Annotated in this window: 19 protein-coding genes and 1 pseudogene; 15 read left to right on the forward strand and 5 right to left on the reverse strand. The window is 66.9% G+C overall.

All coding sequences use genetic code 11. The annotated features are described in order from the left end of the window. The first annotated feature begins 63 nt into the window (after positions 1-63). The 3 genes from ABNX08_RS05475 to ABNX08_RS05485 are packed head-to-tail and all read left to right on the forward strand — an operon-like array spanning position 64 to position 890. Positions 64-363, forward strand: coding sequence for a putative quinol monooxygenase (locus tag ABNX08_RS05475; protein ID WP_022534158.1), 300 nt, complete (start codon positions 64-66; stop codon positions 361-363). A gap of 22 nt (positions 364-385) precedes the next feature. Then, positions 386-607, forward strand: a complete 222-nt coding sequence (locus ABNX08_RS05480) for a hypothetical protein (protein WP_022534159.1) — start codon at positions 386-388, stop codon at positions 605-607. 40 nt (positions 608-647) lie between these two features. Further along, on the forward strand, positions 648-890 hold the full coding sequence (locus ABNX08_RS05485) for a hypothetical protein (protein WP_022534160.1): 243 nt from the start codon (positions 648-650) through the stop codon (positions 888-890). On the opposite strand, the gene ABNX08_RS05490 is transcribed toward ABNX08_RS05485, so the two are convergent. Further along, positions 887-1720 (reverse strand): class I SAM-dependent methyltransferase, encoded by an 834-nt coding sequence (locus ABNX08_RS05490; RefSeq protein ID WP_349609424.1) that lies wholly within the window; start codon positions 1718-1720, stop codon positions 887-889. The two genes, ABNX08_RS05485 and ABNX08_RS05490, sit on opposite strands and share 4 nt — an antisense overlap. 241 nt (positions 1721-1961) lie before the next feature. Here ABNX08_RS05490 and ABNX08_RS05495 point away from each other — a divergent pair, with 241 nt between their 5' ends. The 11 genes and pseudogenes from ABNX08_RS05495 to iscX all read left to right on the forward strand — a co-directional run bounded on the left by ABNX08_RS05495 (position 1962) and on the right by iscX (position 8807). Then, positions 1962-2450, forward strand: coding sequence for a low molecular weight protein-tyrosine-phosphatase (locus ABNX08_RS05495; RefSeq protein ID WP_022534162.1), 489 nt, complete (start codon positions 1962-1964; stop codon positions 2448-2450). A 7-nt stretch (positions 2451-2457) separates the two neighbouring features. Next, positions 2458-2634: pseudogene (locus ABNX08_RS05500) on the forward strand (hypothetical protein); the annotation flags it as partial. Positions 2635-2745: 111 nt separating this feature from the next. Continuing rightward, a complete protein-coding gene (gene iscR, locus ABNX08_RS05505; protein WP_022534164.1) occupies positions 2746-3297 on the forward strand; it encodes a Fe-S cluster assembly transcriptional regulator IscR in 552 nt (183 codons plus the stop codon). 67 nt (positions 3298-3364) lie between these two features. After that, positions 3365-4588: an IscS subfamily cysteine desulfurase gene (locus ABNX08_RS05510; protein ID WP_349609640.1), complete on the forward strand. Its 1224-nt coding sequence runs from the start codon at positions 3365-3367 to the stop codon at positions 4586-4588. A gap of 66 nt (positions 4589-4654) precedes the next feature. After that, positions 4655-5056 (forward strand): Fe-S cluster assembly scaffold IscU, encoded by a 402-nt coding sequence (gene iscU, locus ABNX08_RS05515; RefSeq protein ID WP_022534166.1) that lies wholly within the window; start codon positions 4655-4657, stop codon positions 5054-5056. Positions 5057-5087: 31 nt separating this feature from the next. Beyond that, on the forward strand, positions 5088-5408 hold the full coding sequence (gene iscA / locus ABNX08_RS05520) for an iron-sulfur cluster assembly protein IscA (RefSeq protein ID WP_022534167.1): 321 nt from the start codon (positions 5088-5090) through the stop codon (positions 5406-5408). Between the two features lie 25 nt (positions 5409-5433). Then, positions 5434-5661, forward strand: a complete 228-nt coding sequence (locus ABNX08_RS05525) for a DUF3565 domain-containing protein (protein WP_022534168.1) — start codon at positions 5434-5436, stop codon at positions 5659-5661. 57 nt (positions 5662-5718) lie between these two features. Further along, positions 5719-6237 (forward strand): Fe-S protein assembly co-chaperone HscB, encoded by a 519-nt coding sequence (gene hscB / locus ABNX08_RS05530; protein WP_022534169.1) that lies wholly within the window; start codon positions 5719-5721, stop codon positions 6235-6237. Between the two features lie 96 nt (positions 6238-6333). Next, positions 6334-8199, forward strand: a complete 1866-nt coding sequence (gene hscA, locus ABNX08_RS05535) for a Fe-S protein assembly chaperone HscA (protein ID WP_022534170.1) — start codon at positions 6334-6336, stop codon at positions 8197-8199. Positions 8200-8239: 40 nt separating this feature from the next. Further along, positions 8240-8578, forward strand: a complete 339-nt coding sequence (fdx, locus tag ABNX08_RS05540; protein WP_022534171.1) for an ISC system 2Fe-2S type ferredoxin — start codon at positions 8240-8242, stop codon at positions 8576-8578. Between the two features lie 34 nt (positions 8579-8612). After that, positions 8613-8807 (forward strand): Fe-S cluster assembly protein IscX, encoded by a 195-nt coding sequence (gene iscX, locus ABNX08_RS05545; protein WP_022534172.1) that lies wholly within the window; start codon positions 8613-8615, stop codon positions 8805-8807. A 76-nt stretch (positions 8808-8883) separates the two neighbouring features. Here iscX and ABNX08_RS05550 read toward each other — a convergent pair whose 3' ends face one another. The 4 genes from ABNX08_RS05550 to prfB all read right to left on the reverse strand — a co-directional run bounded on the left by ABNX08_RS05550 (position 8884) and on the right by prfB (position 13467). Further along, complete coding sequence (locus ABNX08_RS05550; RefSeq protein ID WP_022534173.1) at positions 8884-9624, reverse strand: glycine zipper 2TM domain-containing protein; 741 nt, start codon at positions 9622-9624, stop codon at positions 8884-8886. A gap of 240 nt (positions 9625-9864) precedes the next feature. Then, positions 9865-11409, reverse strand: coding sequence for a lysine--tRNA ligase (gene lysS / locus ABNX08_RS05555; RefSeq protein ID WP_022534174.1), 1545 nt, complete (start codon positions 11407-11409; stop codon positions 9865-9867). Positions 11410-11460: 51 nt separating this feature from the next. After that, positions 11461-12219 carry an SDR family oxidoreductase gene (locus tag ABNX08_RS05560; protein WP_022534175.1) on the reverse strand — a complete coding sequence of 253 codons (759 nt, stop codon included), beginning with the start codon at positions 12217-12219 and terminating at the stop codon, positions 11461-11463. Between the two features lie 143 nt (positions 12220-12362). After that, positions 12363-13467 (reverse strand): peptide chain release factor 2 gene (gene prfB / locus ABNX08_RS05565; RefSeq protein ID WP_349609420.1). Its coding sequence is split into 2 segments (ribosomal slippage): positions 12363-13385 and positions 13387-13467, totalling 1104 coding nucleotides; the frame shifts between segments, so codons are not numbered across the junction. Between the two features lie 203 nt (positions 13468-13670). Between prfB and ABNX08_RS05570 the strand changes: the two genes are divergently transcribed. Continuing rightward, the gene (locus tag ABNX08_RS05570; protein ID WP_022534177.1) at positions 13671-14384 is read left to right on the forward strand and encodes a peptidoglycan DD-metalloendopeptidase family protein; all 714 of its coding nucleotides are present in this window, start codon (positions 13671-13673) and stop codon (positions 14382-14384) included. Positions 14385-14393 lie beyond the last annotated feature (9 nt).

The raw sequence follows: 14393 nt of genomic DNA on the forward strand, positions 1-14393 counted from the left end.
TGCGATGGCGGCCGGCCCGGCTCGCCTATAGTGAAATGCGTCACACCTGAACGGAGACGCGTCATGGTCAAGCTTGGACTGTGGGTACCGCTGGAAGCCAGGCCCGGCAAGGAGCAGGAAGTCGAGCAGTTCCTGCGCGACGCGGCGGCGCTGGTAGAGCAGGAGGCCGGCACCACGGCCTGGTTTGCGCTGCGCCTGGGCGCGTCGATGTTCGGCATCTTCGATGCCTTTGCCGACGAGTCCGCGCGCGAGGCGCACCTGGGCGGCAAGGTCGCGGCGGCGCTGATGGCGAGGGCGCCGGAGCTGTTCGTGGGCACTCCGCCGATCCAGAGGCTGGAGGTGCTGGCGGCCAAGCTGCCTTGATGCCCACGGACGAGGAGCTACGATGGAACGCCAGTTCGAATACGGCGGTTACGCGGTCGTGGTCTGCGCGGTGCCGAACGCCGCCGGCGGGTTTGCGGCCCAGCTGCGCATCGCCGACGCCTTCGGCGAGCAAGCCGGCCCCACCTACGAGGCGATCGCGGGCGATGCGCCCACGCCCGAAGCGGCCGTCGCCATGGCGGAAGCCGCCGCCATGCGGGCCATCGACGCGGGCGAGGTCAACTAGCCGCGCCAGCCCCGCGTCCCCATTTCCCGAGGAGAACACGATGCCCGACATCGGCGAATGGAAGAAAAAAGTCTATGAAACCCACGAGGTGCAGGTCCAGGTCAAGCCGCGCTCGCAGAGCGAATGGACCTACACCGTGCGCGTCTGCCGCCCGGGCACCAATATCCGTGCGGCCGGCACGCTGACCGAAAGCTCCCGCATCACCGATCACTACAAGTCGGCCGAGGCCGCGGAGATCGCCGGTTTTGCGCACGGCGATCGGCTGGCCAAGCAGCTGGCCTAGGCGCCTGCCACGCCGGCGGCCTGTGCTTCGGCGCCTGGCCTGACGGCGCTGCGCTCGAGTTCGTAGGCGATGGTGCGGATCACGCCACCGCCCGAGGACACTTCGCACAGCACGCGCGAGGAGCGCACGCGCAGGTTGAACGGCGGCGCGGTCACGATCACGCCGCTCGGCGGCCGGTCCCACAATCGGATCGCAGCACCGGACGTCTTGTCCGTATTGGGCATGAAGCCGCCCAGTGGCACCTGCTCGGTCAGCACCAGCGTGCGGTACTGGCCCAGCTTGGCCAGCACGCTGGCAATGCGGGCGTTGTCCAGGTGCTGCAGCACCATGCGCACGAACACCACGTCGCCGGGTGGCAGCGGGTCGCCGGCAATGTCGAGGCAGCGGAAGTCGACGTCCAGGCCGGCATGGCGCCTGCGATTGGCCGCGATTACGGCTTCCACCACGTCGCAGGCGATGTAGCGCCCGCAGGCGGCGCGCAGCTGGCTGCCAATATGGAAGTCGCCGCAGCCGAGGTCGACTACGTCCGGCGGGGCGCCCTGCGCGGCCAGCCACGCGGTGACGCTGGAGAGGTAGGCATTGGCGATCTCGGGCGAGTGCGTGCCGACGCCGCTGTAGTGCTCCCCATGACCCTTGGGCGCGCCCCAGGCCTGCGAAGCGTAGACATGCGAGAAGATTTCGCCGGGCGTCTTGCCCTGGTACAGGTCGGCGTCGCGGCGCAGTGCGCGGGCGTGGTACTGGTCGAGCAGCCAGCGGGGCACGAGCGGTTTCACCAGGAGCTTCAGGCGCTGCATCAGCCGCGGCTGCGACGACGGGGAAGGGGCGGGCACTATGTTCTCCTTGCAGGATGGCGGCGCTGGCGACCGGTTGCCGGCGGGCCGTCATGCCGGCCACCGGCGCTCAGTGACTGTAGGGGGGCGGCGTGCGGGCTGGCGGTGGGCTCGCGCACATAACCCGGCAGGAACATAGCTCGCGGTGGCGCGGGCTACAGTGGGTAGAATTACGCCTGCCCGCACGTCGCCGCAGCGCGCCGGAATCCCTCGCCATTCCTCCCCTCGAAGTCGTGATCCTATGAAGAAATACGCCATCCTGATGTGCTGCATGGGAAACATCTGTCGTTCCCCGACGGCGGAGGGCGTGCTGCGCGCCAAGCTGGCCGCAGCCGGGTTGGAGCCGATGGTCGAACTGGATTCGGCCGGCACGCACGAATACCACCTCGGCCGTGCGCCCGACCCGCGCACCCAGCGTCATGCGCTTACCCGCGGCTATGACCTGTCCGCGCTGCGCGCGCGCAAGGTGGGCCTGCCCGACTTCGACCGCTTCGACCTGATCCTGGCGATGGATCGCGAGAACCTGGCCGGCCTGACCCGGCTGCGCCCCGACGCCGCCGACAGGGTGCGCCTCCTGATGAGCTTCGCCACCCGCCACGATGCCGACGAAGTGCCGGATCCGTACTACGGCGAGGGTGACGGCTTCGAGCGCGTGCTCGACTACATCGAAGACGCCTGCGACGGCCTGGTCGAGGTGCTGCGCCAGCGCCTGCAAGACGACGCCGGCTGATCCCGGCGCGGTGAGCTTTGCGCTGGCGTTCAATATGGCACTGCGGTCACGCAACCTGCGCCGCGTGGATCGGGCCGAACTGAGCCGGGCCGTGCGGCGGCGCATCCTGAAACAGCCGTTGTCGCTGGTGATGCCGCCGCGCGTGGCCGACCCGCAACCGGCCGCGGGCGGCCGGGAGGCTTGATGCACTGCGGGAGGGGTAGTTGACTGAATTAGTCGGGTACCTTTATACTTGACGGAATCGATCAAGTATTAGCTTTACCCCAAAAGCGTTTTACCCCAAAAGCCCTGCACCATGAGACTGACCACCAAAGGCCGCTTCGCGGTCACCGCGATGATCGACCTGGCCATGCGCCAGGACCAGGGACCGGTCACGCTCGCCGGCATCAGCCAGCGGCAGAAGATCTCGTTGTCCTACCTGGAGCAGCTGTTTGGCAAGCTGCGCCGGCACGAGATCGTCGAAAGCGTGCGCGGCCCGGGCGGCGGCTACAGTCTCGCCCGCAAGGCCGAAGACGTCACGGTGGCGGACATCATCATCGCCGTGGACGAGCCCCTGGACGCCACCCAATGCGGTGGGAAGGGCAATTGTAACGGAGATGACGGCTCCGGGCGCTGCATGACCCATGAACTGTGGGCCACGCTGAACCAGAAGATGGTCGAGTACCTCGACTCCGTTTCCCTCAAGAACCTGGTGGACCAGCAGCGCGAGCGCCAGCCCGCGGTGCTGCACGACATGCGCGAGGAAGCCGCCGCACAGTCGGCTACGGCACGCGGCAAGGCCGACAAGCAGGAAAAGCCGGTCCGGGCCCGGGTGGTGAATTCAGTTTTCAGCCTGGCGCAGTCCTGAGCACTTACGCGGGCGCACGACAGGCAACGGTAGAAATCAGCGATCAGCGGTCCCTAAAAAGGCAGTCATAACGATGAGCACCCCACATTTCCCCATCTACATGGATTACTCGGCCACCACGCCGGTGGACCCGCGCGTGGCGGACAAGATGATTCCGTACCTGCGCGAGCAGTTCGGCAACCCCGCTTCGCGCAGCCACGCGTACGGCTGGGAAGCGGAGCGCGCGGTGGAAGAGGCGCGTGAGCAGGTGGCCGCACTGGTCGGCGCCGACCCGCGCGAGATCGTGTGGACATCGGGTGCGACCGAATCGAACAACCTGGCGATTAAGGGTGCCGCGAACTTCTATTCGGGCAAGGGCAAGCACCTCATCACCGTGAAGACCGAGCACAAGGCCGTGCTCGACACCACGCGCGAACTGGAGCGCCAGGGCTTCGAGGTGACCTACCTGGACGTGAAGGAAAACGGCCTGCTCGACATGGAAGTGTTCAAGCAGGCGCTGCGCCCGGACACGATCCTGGTGTCGGTGATGCTGGTCAATAACGAGATCGGCGTGATCCAGGACGTCGAGCAGATCGGCGAGATCTGCCGCGCGAAGGGCATTATCTTCCACTGCGACGCCGCGCAGGCGACCGGCAAGGTGGCGATCGACCTGAACAAGCTGAAGTGCGACCTGATGTCGTTCTCGGCCCACAAGACCTACGGCCCCAAGGGCGTCGGCGCGCTGTACGTGCGCCGCAAGCCGCGCGTGCGCATCGAGGCGCAGATGCACGGCGGCGGCCATGAGCGCGGTATGCGCTCGGGCACGCTGGCCACGCACCAGATCGTCGGCATGGGCGAAGCCTTCCGCATCGCCCGCGAAGAAATGGCAACGGAAAACGAGCGCATCCGCATGCTGCGCGACCGCCTGTGGAACGGCCTGTCGGACATGGAAGAGGTCTACCTGAACGGCGACCTGGAACATCGCGTGCCGCACAACCTGAACGTCAGCTTCAACTTCGTCGAAGGCGAGTCGCTGATCATGGCAATCAAGGACGTGGCGGTGTCGTCGGGCTCGGCCTGCACCTCGGCCTCGCTGGAGCCGTCCTACGTACTGCGCGCGCTGGGCCGCAACGACGAACTGGCGCACAGCTCGATCCGCTTCACGGTCGGCCGCTTCACCACCGAGCAGGAAATCGACTACACCATCCAGTTGCTCAAGTCGAAGATCGGCAAGCTGCGCGATCTGTCGCCGCTGTGGGAAATGTTCAAGGATGGTGTCGACCTGAATTCGATCCAGTGGGCTGCGCACTGACGCGCCCGCCGGAACAGCACAAATAACAGCAATACCCCCGCAAAAGATACGCAAGAGGTAAGCAAAATGTCATACAGCACAAAGGTTCTCGACCACTATGAAAACCCCCGCAACGTCGGTTCGTTCGACAAGAACGACGATGCGGTCGGCACCGGTATGGTTGGCGCACCGGCTTGCGGCGACGTGATGAAGCTGCAGATCAAGGTCAACGAGGCTGGCGTGATCGAAGACGCCAAGTTCAAGACCTACGGCTGCGGCTCGGCCATCGCTTCGTCCTCGCTCGTGACCGAGTGGGTCAAGGGCAAGACCGTGGACCAGGCGCTGGAGATCAAGAACACCCAGATCGCCGAAGAACTGGCGCTGCCGCCGGTGAAGATCCACTGCTCGATCCTGGCCGAAGACGCGATCAAGGCCGCTGTCGAGGACTACAAGAAGAAGCACGGCGAGGCCGAGCAGAAGGCTGCCTGATTCTGTCGAGCCGACGAAGGAAGACGCAACGATGATCACGATGACCGAGAAGGCGGCCAAGCATGTCGCCCGCTACCTGGAACGCCGCGGCAAGGGCGTGGGCCTGCGCCTGGGCGTGAAGACCACCGGCTGCTCGGGCCTCGCCTACAAGCTGGAATACGTGGACGACCTGCTGCCGGAAGACAAGGTGTTCGAGTCGCACGGCATCAAGGTCATCGTCGACGCCAAGAGCCTGCCGTATATCGACGGCACCGAACTCGACTATGCGCGCGAAGGGTTGAACGAAGGTTTCCGCTTCAACAACCCCAACGTCAAGGACGAGTGCGGCTGCGGCGAGTCCTTCACGGTCTGAGCCGCGTCAGCGTACGCAAGCCGCGGTGGAGCGCAGCATCGTCGGGTTCCGCCGGGACGAGGAAGGCCACTGGGTGGCGGAACTCGACTGCGGGCACGGCCAGCATGTGCGGCATGATCCGCCGTGGCAGTCGCGGCCATGGACTCAGAGCGAGCAGGGCCGCGCCGGCATGATCGGCAGGCGGGTGAACTGCCTGAAGTGCGACCGCAACGAGCCGCCAGCCGAGTGGGCAGGTAAGCCTGCTGAGCGGTAGCGGGGCGGCAAATGGACAAAGGGGCGGCGCGGCCGCTCCTTTTTCTTGGGGAAGCAGTTGAAAGACGATTTTTTTGCGCTGTTCGGCCTGCCCGCGCAGTACGGCGTCGACGAGGCCGCGCTGGATGCGGCGTACCGCACCGTGCAGTCGCAGGCGCATCCGGACCGCTTTGCCAGTGCGGGCGACGCCGAACGCCGTGTGGCCATGCAGTGGGCCGCGCATGCCAATGAAGCCTATCGTACGCTGCGCCAGCCGCTGCGGCGCGCGACCTACCTGCTGAAGCTGCGCGGCGTCGATGTGCAGGCCGAGAACAACACGGCCATGACGCCGGCCTTCCTGATGCAGCAGATGGAATGGCGCGAGGCGCTGCAGGAGGCGGTGGAAGCGCGTGACGTGGACCGGCTCGATGCGCTGCTGCGCAGCCTGCGCCAGGAAAAGCGCGAGCGCCACGCCGCGCTGGGTGCGCTGCTGGACGCCGGCGACAACGAGGCGGCCGGCGGCGCGGTACGGCAACTGATGTTCATCGAGAAGATCGAGCACGATACCAGCGAGGCCATCGACCGGCTGGAAGACTGACCGGCACGATTGCCGGGCCCGTGACACAATGGCGCCCGGCGCGAAATCCGCCCGCATGGCGGTTTCCCCTGCCGCACAAGACAGCGAAGAATTACCATGGCACTGCTCCAGATTTCCGAACCCGGCATGTCGCCGGCGCCCCACCAACGCCGCCTGGCGGTCGGCATCGACCTCGGCACCACCAACTCGCTGGTGGCCGCGGTACGCAGCAGCATCCCCGAAGTGCTGGGGGACGAGCGCGGCCGCGCGCTGCTGCCCTCGGTCGTGCGCTACCTGCCGGACCGCACCACGCATATCGGCTACCGGGCCCAGGATGAGGCGGTGCGCGACCCGAAGAACACCATCGTCTCGGTCAAGCGCTTCATGGGCCGCGGCCTGCGCGACATCGCCAATATCGAGCACAGCCCGTACGACTTCGTCGACGCGCCTGGCATGCTGCAGATCAAGACCGTGGCCGGCGTGAAGAGCCCGGTCGAGATCTCGGCCGAGATCCTCGCCACGCTGCGCCAGCGCGCCGAGGATTCGCTCGGCGACGACCTGGTCGGCGCGGTCATCACCGTGCCTGCGTACTTCGACGAGGCCCAGCGCCAGGCGACCAAGGACGCCGCGCGCCTGGCCGGCCTGGAAGTGCTGCGCCTGCTCAACGAGCCGACCGCGGCGGCCATCGCCTATGGGCTGGACAATGCATCGGAAGGCATTTACGCGGTCTACGACCTGGGTGGCGGCACCTTCGATATTTCCGTGCTGAAGCTCACCCGCGGCGTGTTCGAAGTGATGGCCACGGGCGGCGACTCGGCGCTCGGCGGCGACGATTTCGACCAGCGCGTGCTGTGCTGGATCGTCGAGCAGGCCGGCCTGCAGCCGCTGTCGGCGCAGGACATGCGCCTGCTGATGGTGCGCGCGCGCGCCGCCAAGGAAGCGCTGTCGGAAGCGGACAGTACCGTGATCGATGCCGTGCTGGATTCCGGCGAGATCGTCCACCTGACGCTGACCGACGAAACCTTTGAGCAGATCACTGCCCATCTGGTGCAGAAAACGCTGGCGCCGGTGCGCAAGGTGCTGCGCGACGCCGGTGTGAGCCCCGACGAGGTCAAGGGCGTGGTGCTGGTTGGCGGCGCCACGCGCATGCCGTCGATCCGCAAGGCCGTGGGCGACTACTTCGGTCAGACCCCGCTGACCAACCTCGATCCGGACCGCGTGGTGGCGCTGGGCGCCGCGATGCAGGCCAACCTGCTGGCCGGCAACCATGCCCCGGGCGAAGACTGGCTGCTGCTCGACGTGATCCCGCTGTCGCTGGGCGTGGAGACCATGGGCGGCCTGGTCGAGAAGATCATCCCGCGCAACAGCACCATCCCGGTGGCGCGCGCGCAGGAATTCACCACCTTCAAGGATGGCCAGACCGCGATGGCGATCCATGTGCTGCAGGGCGAGCGCGAGCTGGCCAGCGACTGCCGCTCGCTGGCGCGCTTCGAGCTGCGCGGCATCCCGCCGATGGTGGCGGGCGCGGCACGCATCCGCGTGACCTACCAGGTCGACGCCGACGGGCTGCTGTCGGTGACCGCGCGCGAAACCCATTCGGGCGTGGAAGCGTCGGTCACGGTCAAGCCGTCGTACGGCCTGGCCGACGACGATATCGCGCGCATGCTGCAGGAGAGCTTCCGCGAAGCCGAGCACGACATGAAGAGCCGCGCGCTGGCGGAAGAGCGCGTCGAAGCCGACCGCCTGGCCGAGGCCACGCTGCGCGCGCTGGAAACCGACGGCGACCTGTTGTCGGCGGACGAGCGCGCCGCGGTCGAGGCGCTGGTGGCTTCGGTGCGCGAGATTGCCACCGGCGAAGACCACCACGCCATCCACGCCGCGGTGGAGAAGCTGTCGCACGGCACCGACGAATTCGCCGCACGCCGTATGGACCGCTCGATCAAGAGCGCGCTGGCGGGGCGCAAGGTGCAGGAGCTGGGCTGATCACCACGCCTGCACCGCATTACAGATACCAGGACACGAGATGCCACAGATCATAGTTTTGCCACACGTCGAATACTGCCCGGACGGGACGGTGATCGAAGCCGAGCAGGGCGTCAGCGTCTGCGACGCGCTGCTTTCCCACGGCATCGCGATCGAGCATGCGTGCGAGAAATCGTGCGCCTGCACCACCTGCCACGTGATCGTGCGCGAGGGCTTCAACTCGCTCAACGAGGCCGAGGAGAAGGAAGAGGACCTGCTCGACAAGGCCTGGGGGCTGGAGCCGAATTCGCGGCTCTCGTGCCAGGCCATCGTCGATGAGGACGACCTGACCATCGAGATCCCGAAGTACACCATCAACCACGCCAAGGAAGGCCACTGAGCGGCCGGCACTGACCTCAGCGGAGAAGAACCTCATGAAGTGGACCGATACCTACGCCATCGCGGCAGCCCTGTACGACAAGTATCCTGACGTCGATCCGGTCGGCGTGCGCTTTACCGACCTGCGCCGCTGGGTGCTGGAGCTCGACGGCTTTGCCGACGTGCCGGAACGCTCGGGCGAGAAGATCCTGGAGGCCATCCAGCAGGCCTGGATCCAGGAAGCGGAATAACTTCGCAGTATCGGGAGGAAGCAGAAAGGCCGGCCAGATGCCGGCCTTTCTGCTTTGGTGTTTCGCAAGAGCCTGGTCAGCCCCGCACCAGCGCGCCGTTCTCCATGTGCACGCGCTCGCCTACCTGCACTGCAGGATCCTGCTCGTAGGTGAAGCTGCGTTGACTGCCATCGTCCATGCGCACGCGGACTTCGTAATGCGTGTCCTTGCTGACCGCCTTCTCGATCTGGTTGCCGGCCACGCCGCCGCCCACCGCACCGACCACGGTGCCGACGATGCGGCCGTTGCCCTTGCCGACCTGGTTGCCCAGCAGGCCGCCGACCACGGCACCGCCTAGCGCGCCCAGGCCGCTGGTGTTGGGCTTCTGGGTCTGGATCGGGGTCACGGCGACCACGCGGCCGGCGTAGGGACTGCCCTTGGCGGCCTGGCGCTCGGTGTCGGCGCGCTGGCTGGCGCGCGGCTCGCTCTCGCGCTGCGCGGCCTGGCTTGCCGGGGCGGTGCGTGGTGCGGCTTGCGACGAACGGACGGCGTCCGGATTGGCCGAGCGCGGCTGGCCGTCATCGTAGACCGGTGGGCGCGTGGTGCTGCCCGGCGGGGGCGCAGTCTCCGCGGTGACTGGCAGCGGGCCTTGCGGACCTTGTTGCGTTTGCAGGTCAGGGTTGGCCTTGCTGATCGGCAGCACGCCGGTTACGGCGGCAACGGCGGTCAGGCTGGCGATCACCACGGCCACGGCTGCCGCGCCGATCAGCGGATGCAGCCGGCGTTGCGGCGGCAGCGGGGCAGGGGTGTGGTCTTGCGAGGTGGCTTGGCTCTGCATTGTTGTGGCTCCGGTGCGGCGAAGGCCGCGATGGGATGGAACCAGTGTGGCCGAAGCGGGTGGCGTTTTCCGTTTGTTTTTGTAAATATATGTAGGCGGAAAAGGCCTTTTGTATCAATGGGTTGGGTGTTGCTCGCGCTGCCTGTTGGCGGGATGGCTGTAACAATCGGGGGCCGCGCGACGCGATCTGGATGACCGCTGTGTGCTCCCTCTCCCGCTTGCGGGAGAGGGAGCACACCATCAGTCTTCCCGGCGCAGGTGCGGGAACAGGATGACGTCGCGGATATTGGGGCTGTCCGTCAGCAGCATCACCAGGCGGTCGATGCCGATACCGCAGCCGCCCGTCGGGGGCATGCCGTACTCCAGCGCGCGGATGTAGTCGGCGTCGAAGTACATCGCCTCCTCGTCGCCGGCGTCCTTCTGCTCGACCTGCTTGCGGAAACGATCAGCCTGGTCCTCGGCATCGTTCAGCTCCGAGAAGCCGTTGGCGATCTCGCGGCCGGTGATGAACAGCTCGAAGCGCTCGGTAATGCCCGGCACCGTGTCCGAGGCGCGCGCCAGCGGCGAGACCTCGACCGGGTAGTCGACGATGAAAGTCGGCTCCCACAGCTGGCTTTCAGCGGTTTCCTCGAACAGCACCAGTTGCAGTGTGCCCAGGCCGGCGTTGAGGAACTGCGGCGCGTTGGTGTTGACGCCGAACTTCTTCAGCTCGGTGCGCAGGAATTCCGAATCGGCCAGCTGCGCGTCGGTGTACTGCGGCGCGAACTTCTGGATCGCCTGGCAGATGGTCAGGCGGTGGAACGGCTTCGACAGGTCCAGCTCGCGGTCCTGGTAGGTCAGCACGGCGCTGCCGCGCGCATCGATGGCGGCCTTGCGGATCAGGTCCTCGGTGAAGTCCATCAGCCAGCGGTAGTCCGTGTAGGCCGCGTAGAACTCCATCATGGTGAACTCGGGGTTGTGGCGCGGGCTCACCCCTTCGTTGCGGAAGTTGCGGTTGATCTCGAACACCCGCTCGAAGCCGCCCACGACCAGGCGCTTCAGGTACAGCTCAGGCGCGATGCGCAGGAACATCTGCATGTCCAGCGCATTGTGGTGCGTGATAAAGGGCTTGGCCGCGGCGCCGCCCGGGATCGGGTGCAGCATCGGCGTTTCCACTTCCATGAAGCCTGCATCGGCCATATGGCGGCGCAGCGACGAGATCGCGTTGGTGCGGGCGCGGAAGGTGTTGCGCGTTTCCGGCGACACGATCAGGTCGACATAGCGCTGGCGGTACTTCATTTCCTGGTCGGCCAGGCCGTGGAACTTGTCCGGCAGCGGGCGCAGCGACTTGGACAGCAGGCGCAGCTCGCGCACCTGCACCGACAGCTCGCCCTTGTTGGTGCGGAACAGCTCGCCGCGGGCGCTGATGATGTCGCCCAGGTCCCAGTGCTTGAACGCGGCGTAGACTTCTTCGCCGACCTTGTCGCGCGTGATGTAGAACTGGATCTGGCCGCTGCCGTCCTGCACGGTGGCGAAGCTGGCCTTGCCCATCACGCGCTTGAGCATCATGCGGCCGGCGATGGACACCTCGACGGGGCTGGCTTCGAGCGCGGCCTGGTCGGTTTCGCCGTACTGCGCGTGCAGCGTGGCGGCCTGGTGGGTCGGGCGGAAATCGTTGGGGAAGGCCACGCCTTGCTGGCGCAGCGCGGCCAGTTTCTCGCGCCGCTCCGCGATGATCTTGTTCTCGTCGACGGCGGGCGTTTCTGCGGCGGCGGGCTTGGCCTGGGCGCGGTTCGGTTCAGTCATGATGTCTGGTGGGATCGCGCGCGGCAGGCCGCGCGCGGATTCGTTATGGCTTCAGTAATTGCGGAGATCGTCCAGTTCGGTCGTACCGAAATCCGGACGATGCAGGTAGGCAACGATGCGGCCCGCGGTTTCCTCGGCGGAGGCCAGCTGCTGGTTCGCCTTCAGGTCGCGGAAGCGCTGCACCTGCGCGAAGTCGGCATTGCGGATCACGTCCTGCATGCCGGTGTCGATCACGCCCGGGGCCAGCGCCACCGCGCGCACCGTGCGCGGTGCTGCGGCCTGCGCGTATTCGGCGTTGACCGAGCGCATGAACATGTCGAGTCCCGCCTTGCTGGCGCAGTAGGCGCTCCAGCCCTCGACCGGGCGGCGCGCCGCGCCGGACGAGATCGCCAGCACCTTGCGCGGGCAGTCGAACTTTTCGGTGCGCTCCAGGAACGTCCCGGTCATCGTCATCGGCGCCGCCAGGTTGGTCAGCAGGTGTGGCACCAGCGTGCTTTCCTGCAGCCGCGAGACCGGGCCGATCGGCTCGACCACGCCCGCGTTCAGGATCAGCGTGGCGCTGGTCGGCGGCTGGTCGAGCGTGTCGAGCACGCTGGCCAGCCAGGTGGCGGCGGGGCCGGCCTGCGACAGGTCCTGCAGGTGCCACGCCACCGGCACGCCGCTCAGGGTGGCAATGCGCTCCAGCTCGTTGTTGCGGCTGCGCGCCACGCAGATCAGGCGGTTGCCCGGCACGAGCAGGGCATTGGTCAGTGCCGCGCCCAGCCCGCGCGAGGCGCCGGTGATGATGTACAGGTGATTGGCTTCGCTCATGGTGCCCCGGTCGGAAAGGCCGCCGTGCCGGTGTGGCGCGGGCGGCGGTACAGCGATGATCCAGCGATTGCGGTGATGTTGCTGTGCCGCCGCGGGCGCCACCGCCGCGCCGGAGGGCGCGGGGCGGGCGGCCCGGTTCGGCCTTACAGTCCCTGCTTGAGGCTGGCCTCGATGAACGGGTCCAGGTCGCCGTCCAGCACCTTTTGGGTGTTGGACATTTCCACGTTGGTGCGCAGGTCCTTGATGCGGCTCTGGTCCAGCACGTACGAGCGGATCTGGTGGCCCCAGCCCACGTCGGTCTTGCCGGCTTCGAGCTTGTCGGCCTCGGCCTGGCGCTTGCGCATCTCATGCTCGTACAGGCGCGACTTCAGCATCGACATGGCCTCGGCACGGTTGCGGTGCTGCGAGCGGTCGTTCTGGCACTGCACCACGATGCCGGTCGGGATGTGCGTGATCCGCACGGCCGAATCGGTCTTGTTGATGTGCTGGCCGCCGGCGCCCGAGGCGCGGTAGGTATCCACGCGCAGGTCGGCCGGGTTGACTTCCACTTCGAACGATTCGTCGACCTCGGGGTAGACGAACACCGACGAGAACGAGGTATGGCGCCCGCCCGACGAATCGAACGGCGACTTGCGCACCAGGCGGTGCACGCCCGTTTCCGTACGCAGGTAGCCGAAGGCATATTCGCCCTCGATCTTGATGGTCGCGCTCTTGATGCCGGCCACGTCGCCTTCGGACTCTTCCAGCACCTCGGCCTTGAAGCCCTTGCGCTCGCAGTACTTCAGGTACTGGCGCAGCAGCATCGAGGCCCAGTCGCACGCTTCGGTGCCGCCTGCGCCGGCCTGGATGTCGATAAAGGCGTTGGCCTGGTCCATCTCGCCCGAGAACATGCGGCGGAATTCCATGCCCGCGACGATCTCCTCGAAGCCCGTGACGTCGGCCTCGATCGCTTCGAGCGTGTCGTCGTCGCCTTCTTCCTTGGCGAGCTCGAACAGCTCCTCGGCGCCGCTAAGGTCGTCGGTGAGCTTGCCGAGGACGCTTACCACGCCCTCGAGTGCCTTCTTTTCCTTGCCGAGGTCCTGGGCCCGCTTGGGGTTGTTCCAGACGTCGGGGTCTTCCAGCAAGCCGTTGACTTCGTCCAGCCTTCCTACTTTGACATCGTAGTCAAAGATACCCCCGTAGATCTTCCGTCCGGGAACGGAGATCGGAGATGGCACCGGAGATGGCGTTGAGGCGTTCTGCTTCCATGATGTTCCTGCGCTTCGAAAACCTTGAATTATAGCGGATCAGGGCCCTGATCCGGGCGCGGATTCAGGGATTTGGGCCGGTTCGCGGGCCTTGGACGGCGAACGGAACGCGCCCGAAACGGTCTATCCGGCGGTGCCGGGCAGTGCACGCGGCGATAATACGCGTTAGCAAGCCGCCCCCGGCTAGACAACGAACAGGGACGAATGACGCAAACCAGACATGACATCGAGCCAGGCCGGCGCCGCGCGCTGGGCCTGCTGCTGGCCGCCGCGGCCATGGTCGCAGCGGGCTGCAGCACCTTGGACAGCGGCCCGGCGCCGGACGGTTTCTACCGCGTGGAGCGCGGCGACACGCTCTATTCGATCGCCCGCAAGCACCGCCGCAGCGTGCGCGACCTGACCCGCTGGAACCCCGACCTGGCGCGCCCCGAACAGATCGAGGTCGGCCAGCTGATCCGCGTGCGGCCGCCTGGCGCAAGCGCATCAGCGTCTAACGGCACCGGCCAGACCGTCACCGAGACCCCGCGCGTGGACAGCGGCTCGTCGAAGCCGCCCGCCAGCAGCATTCGCTTGCAATGGCCGGCCGACGGCCGCGTCACGGCCGGCTTCTCGCCTCCGGCCAGCAAGGGCCTGAGCATCGCCGTGCCCGCCAACGGCACGGTGCGTGCCGCTGCCGCCGGACGGGCCATCCATGTCGGCAACCTGCGCGGCTACGGCATGCTGGTGATCGTCAAGCACAACGACGACTGGCTGACCGTCTACGGCAACCTGGACCAGCCGCTGGTCAGCGAAGGCGCGCAGGTCTCCGCCGGCCAGGACGTAGGCCGCATGGGCGCGAGCCCGAGCGAGCTGCATTTCGAGGTGCGCGGCAACGGCAAGCCGGTCGATCCGGCCAACTACCTGCCGGCGCGGGGCTGAGCGCCCCCG

Source organism: Cupriavidus sp. DF5525 (assembly GCF_040149425.2).
Taxonomy (GTDB): Bacteria; Pseudomonadota; Gammaproteobacteria; order Burkholderiales; family Burkholderiaceae; genus Cupriavidus; species Cupriavidus pickettii_A.

Bases quoted from the DNA above. Each gene is read 5' to 3' on its own strand.
- iscX (WP_022534172.1), top strand. From the start codon at position 8,613: ATGAAGTGGACCGATACCTACGCCATCGCGGCAGCCCTGTACGACAAG.
- ABNX08_RS05480 (WP_022534159.1), top strand. From the start codon at position 386: ATGGAACGCCAGTTCGAATACGGCGGTTACGCGGTCGTGGTCTGCGCG.
- iscR (WP_022534164.1), top strand. From the start codon at position 2,746: ATGAGACTGACCACCAAAGGCCGCTTCGCGGTCACCGCGATGATCGAC.
- lysS (WP_022534174.1), bottom strand. From the start codon at position 11,409: ATGACTGAACCGAACCGCGCCCAGGCCAAGCCCGCCGCCGCAGAAACG.
- ABNX08_RS05560 (WP_022534175.1), bottom strand. From the start codon at position 12,219: ATGAGCGAAGCCAATCACCTGTACATCATCACCGGCGCCTCGCGCGGG.
- fdx (WP_022534171.1), top strand. From the start codon at position 8,240: ATGCCACAGATCATAGTTTTGCCACACGTCGAATACTGCCCGGACGGG.
- ABNX08_RS05550 (WP_022534173.1), bottom strand. From the start codon at position 9,624: ATGCAGAGCCAAGCCACCTCGCAAGACCACACCCCTGCCCCGCTGCCG.
- iscU (WP_022534166.1), top strand. From the start codon at position 4,655: ATGTCATACAGCACAAAGGTTCTCGACCACTATGAAAACCCCCGCAAC.
- hscA (WP_022534170.1), top strand. From the start codon at position 6,334: ATGGCACTGCTCCAGATTTCCGAACCCGGCATGTCGCCGGCGCCCCAC.
- ABNX08_RS05475 (WP_022534158.1), top strand. From the start codon at position 64: ATGGTCAAGCTTGGACTGTGGGTACCGCTGGAAGCCAGGCCCGGCAAG.
- iscA (WP_022534167.1), top strand. From the start codon at position 5,088: ATGATCACGATGACCGAGAAGGCGGCCAAGCATGTCGCCCGCTACCTG.
- ABNX08_RS05495 (WP_022534162.1), top strand. From the start codon at position 1,962: ATGAAGAAATACGCCATCCTGATGTGCTGCATGGGAAACATCTGTCGT.
- ABNX08_RS05485 (WP_022534160.1), top strand. From the start codon at position 648: ATGCCCGACATCGGCGAATGGAAGAAAAAAGTCTATGAAACCCACGAG.
- ABNX08_RS05570 (WP_022534177.1), top strand. From the start codon at position 13,671: ATGACGCAAACCAGACATGACATCGAGCCAGGCCGGCGCCGCGCGCTG.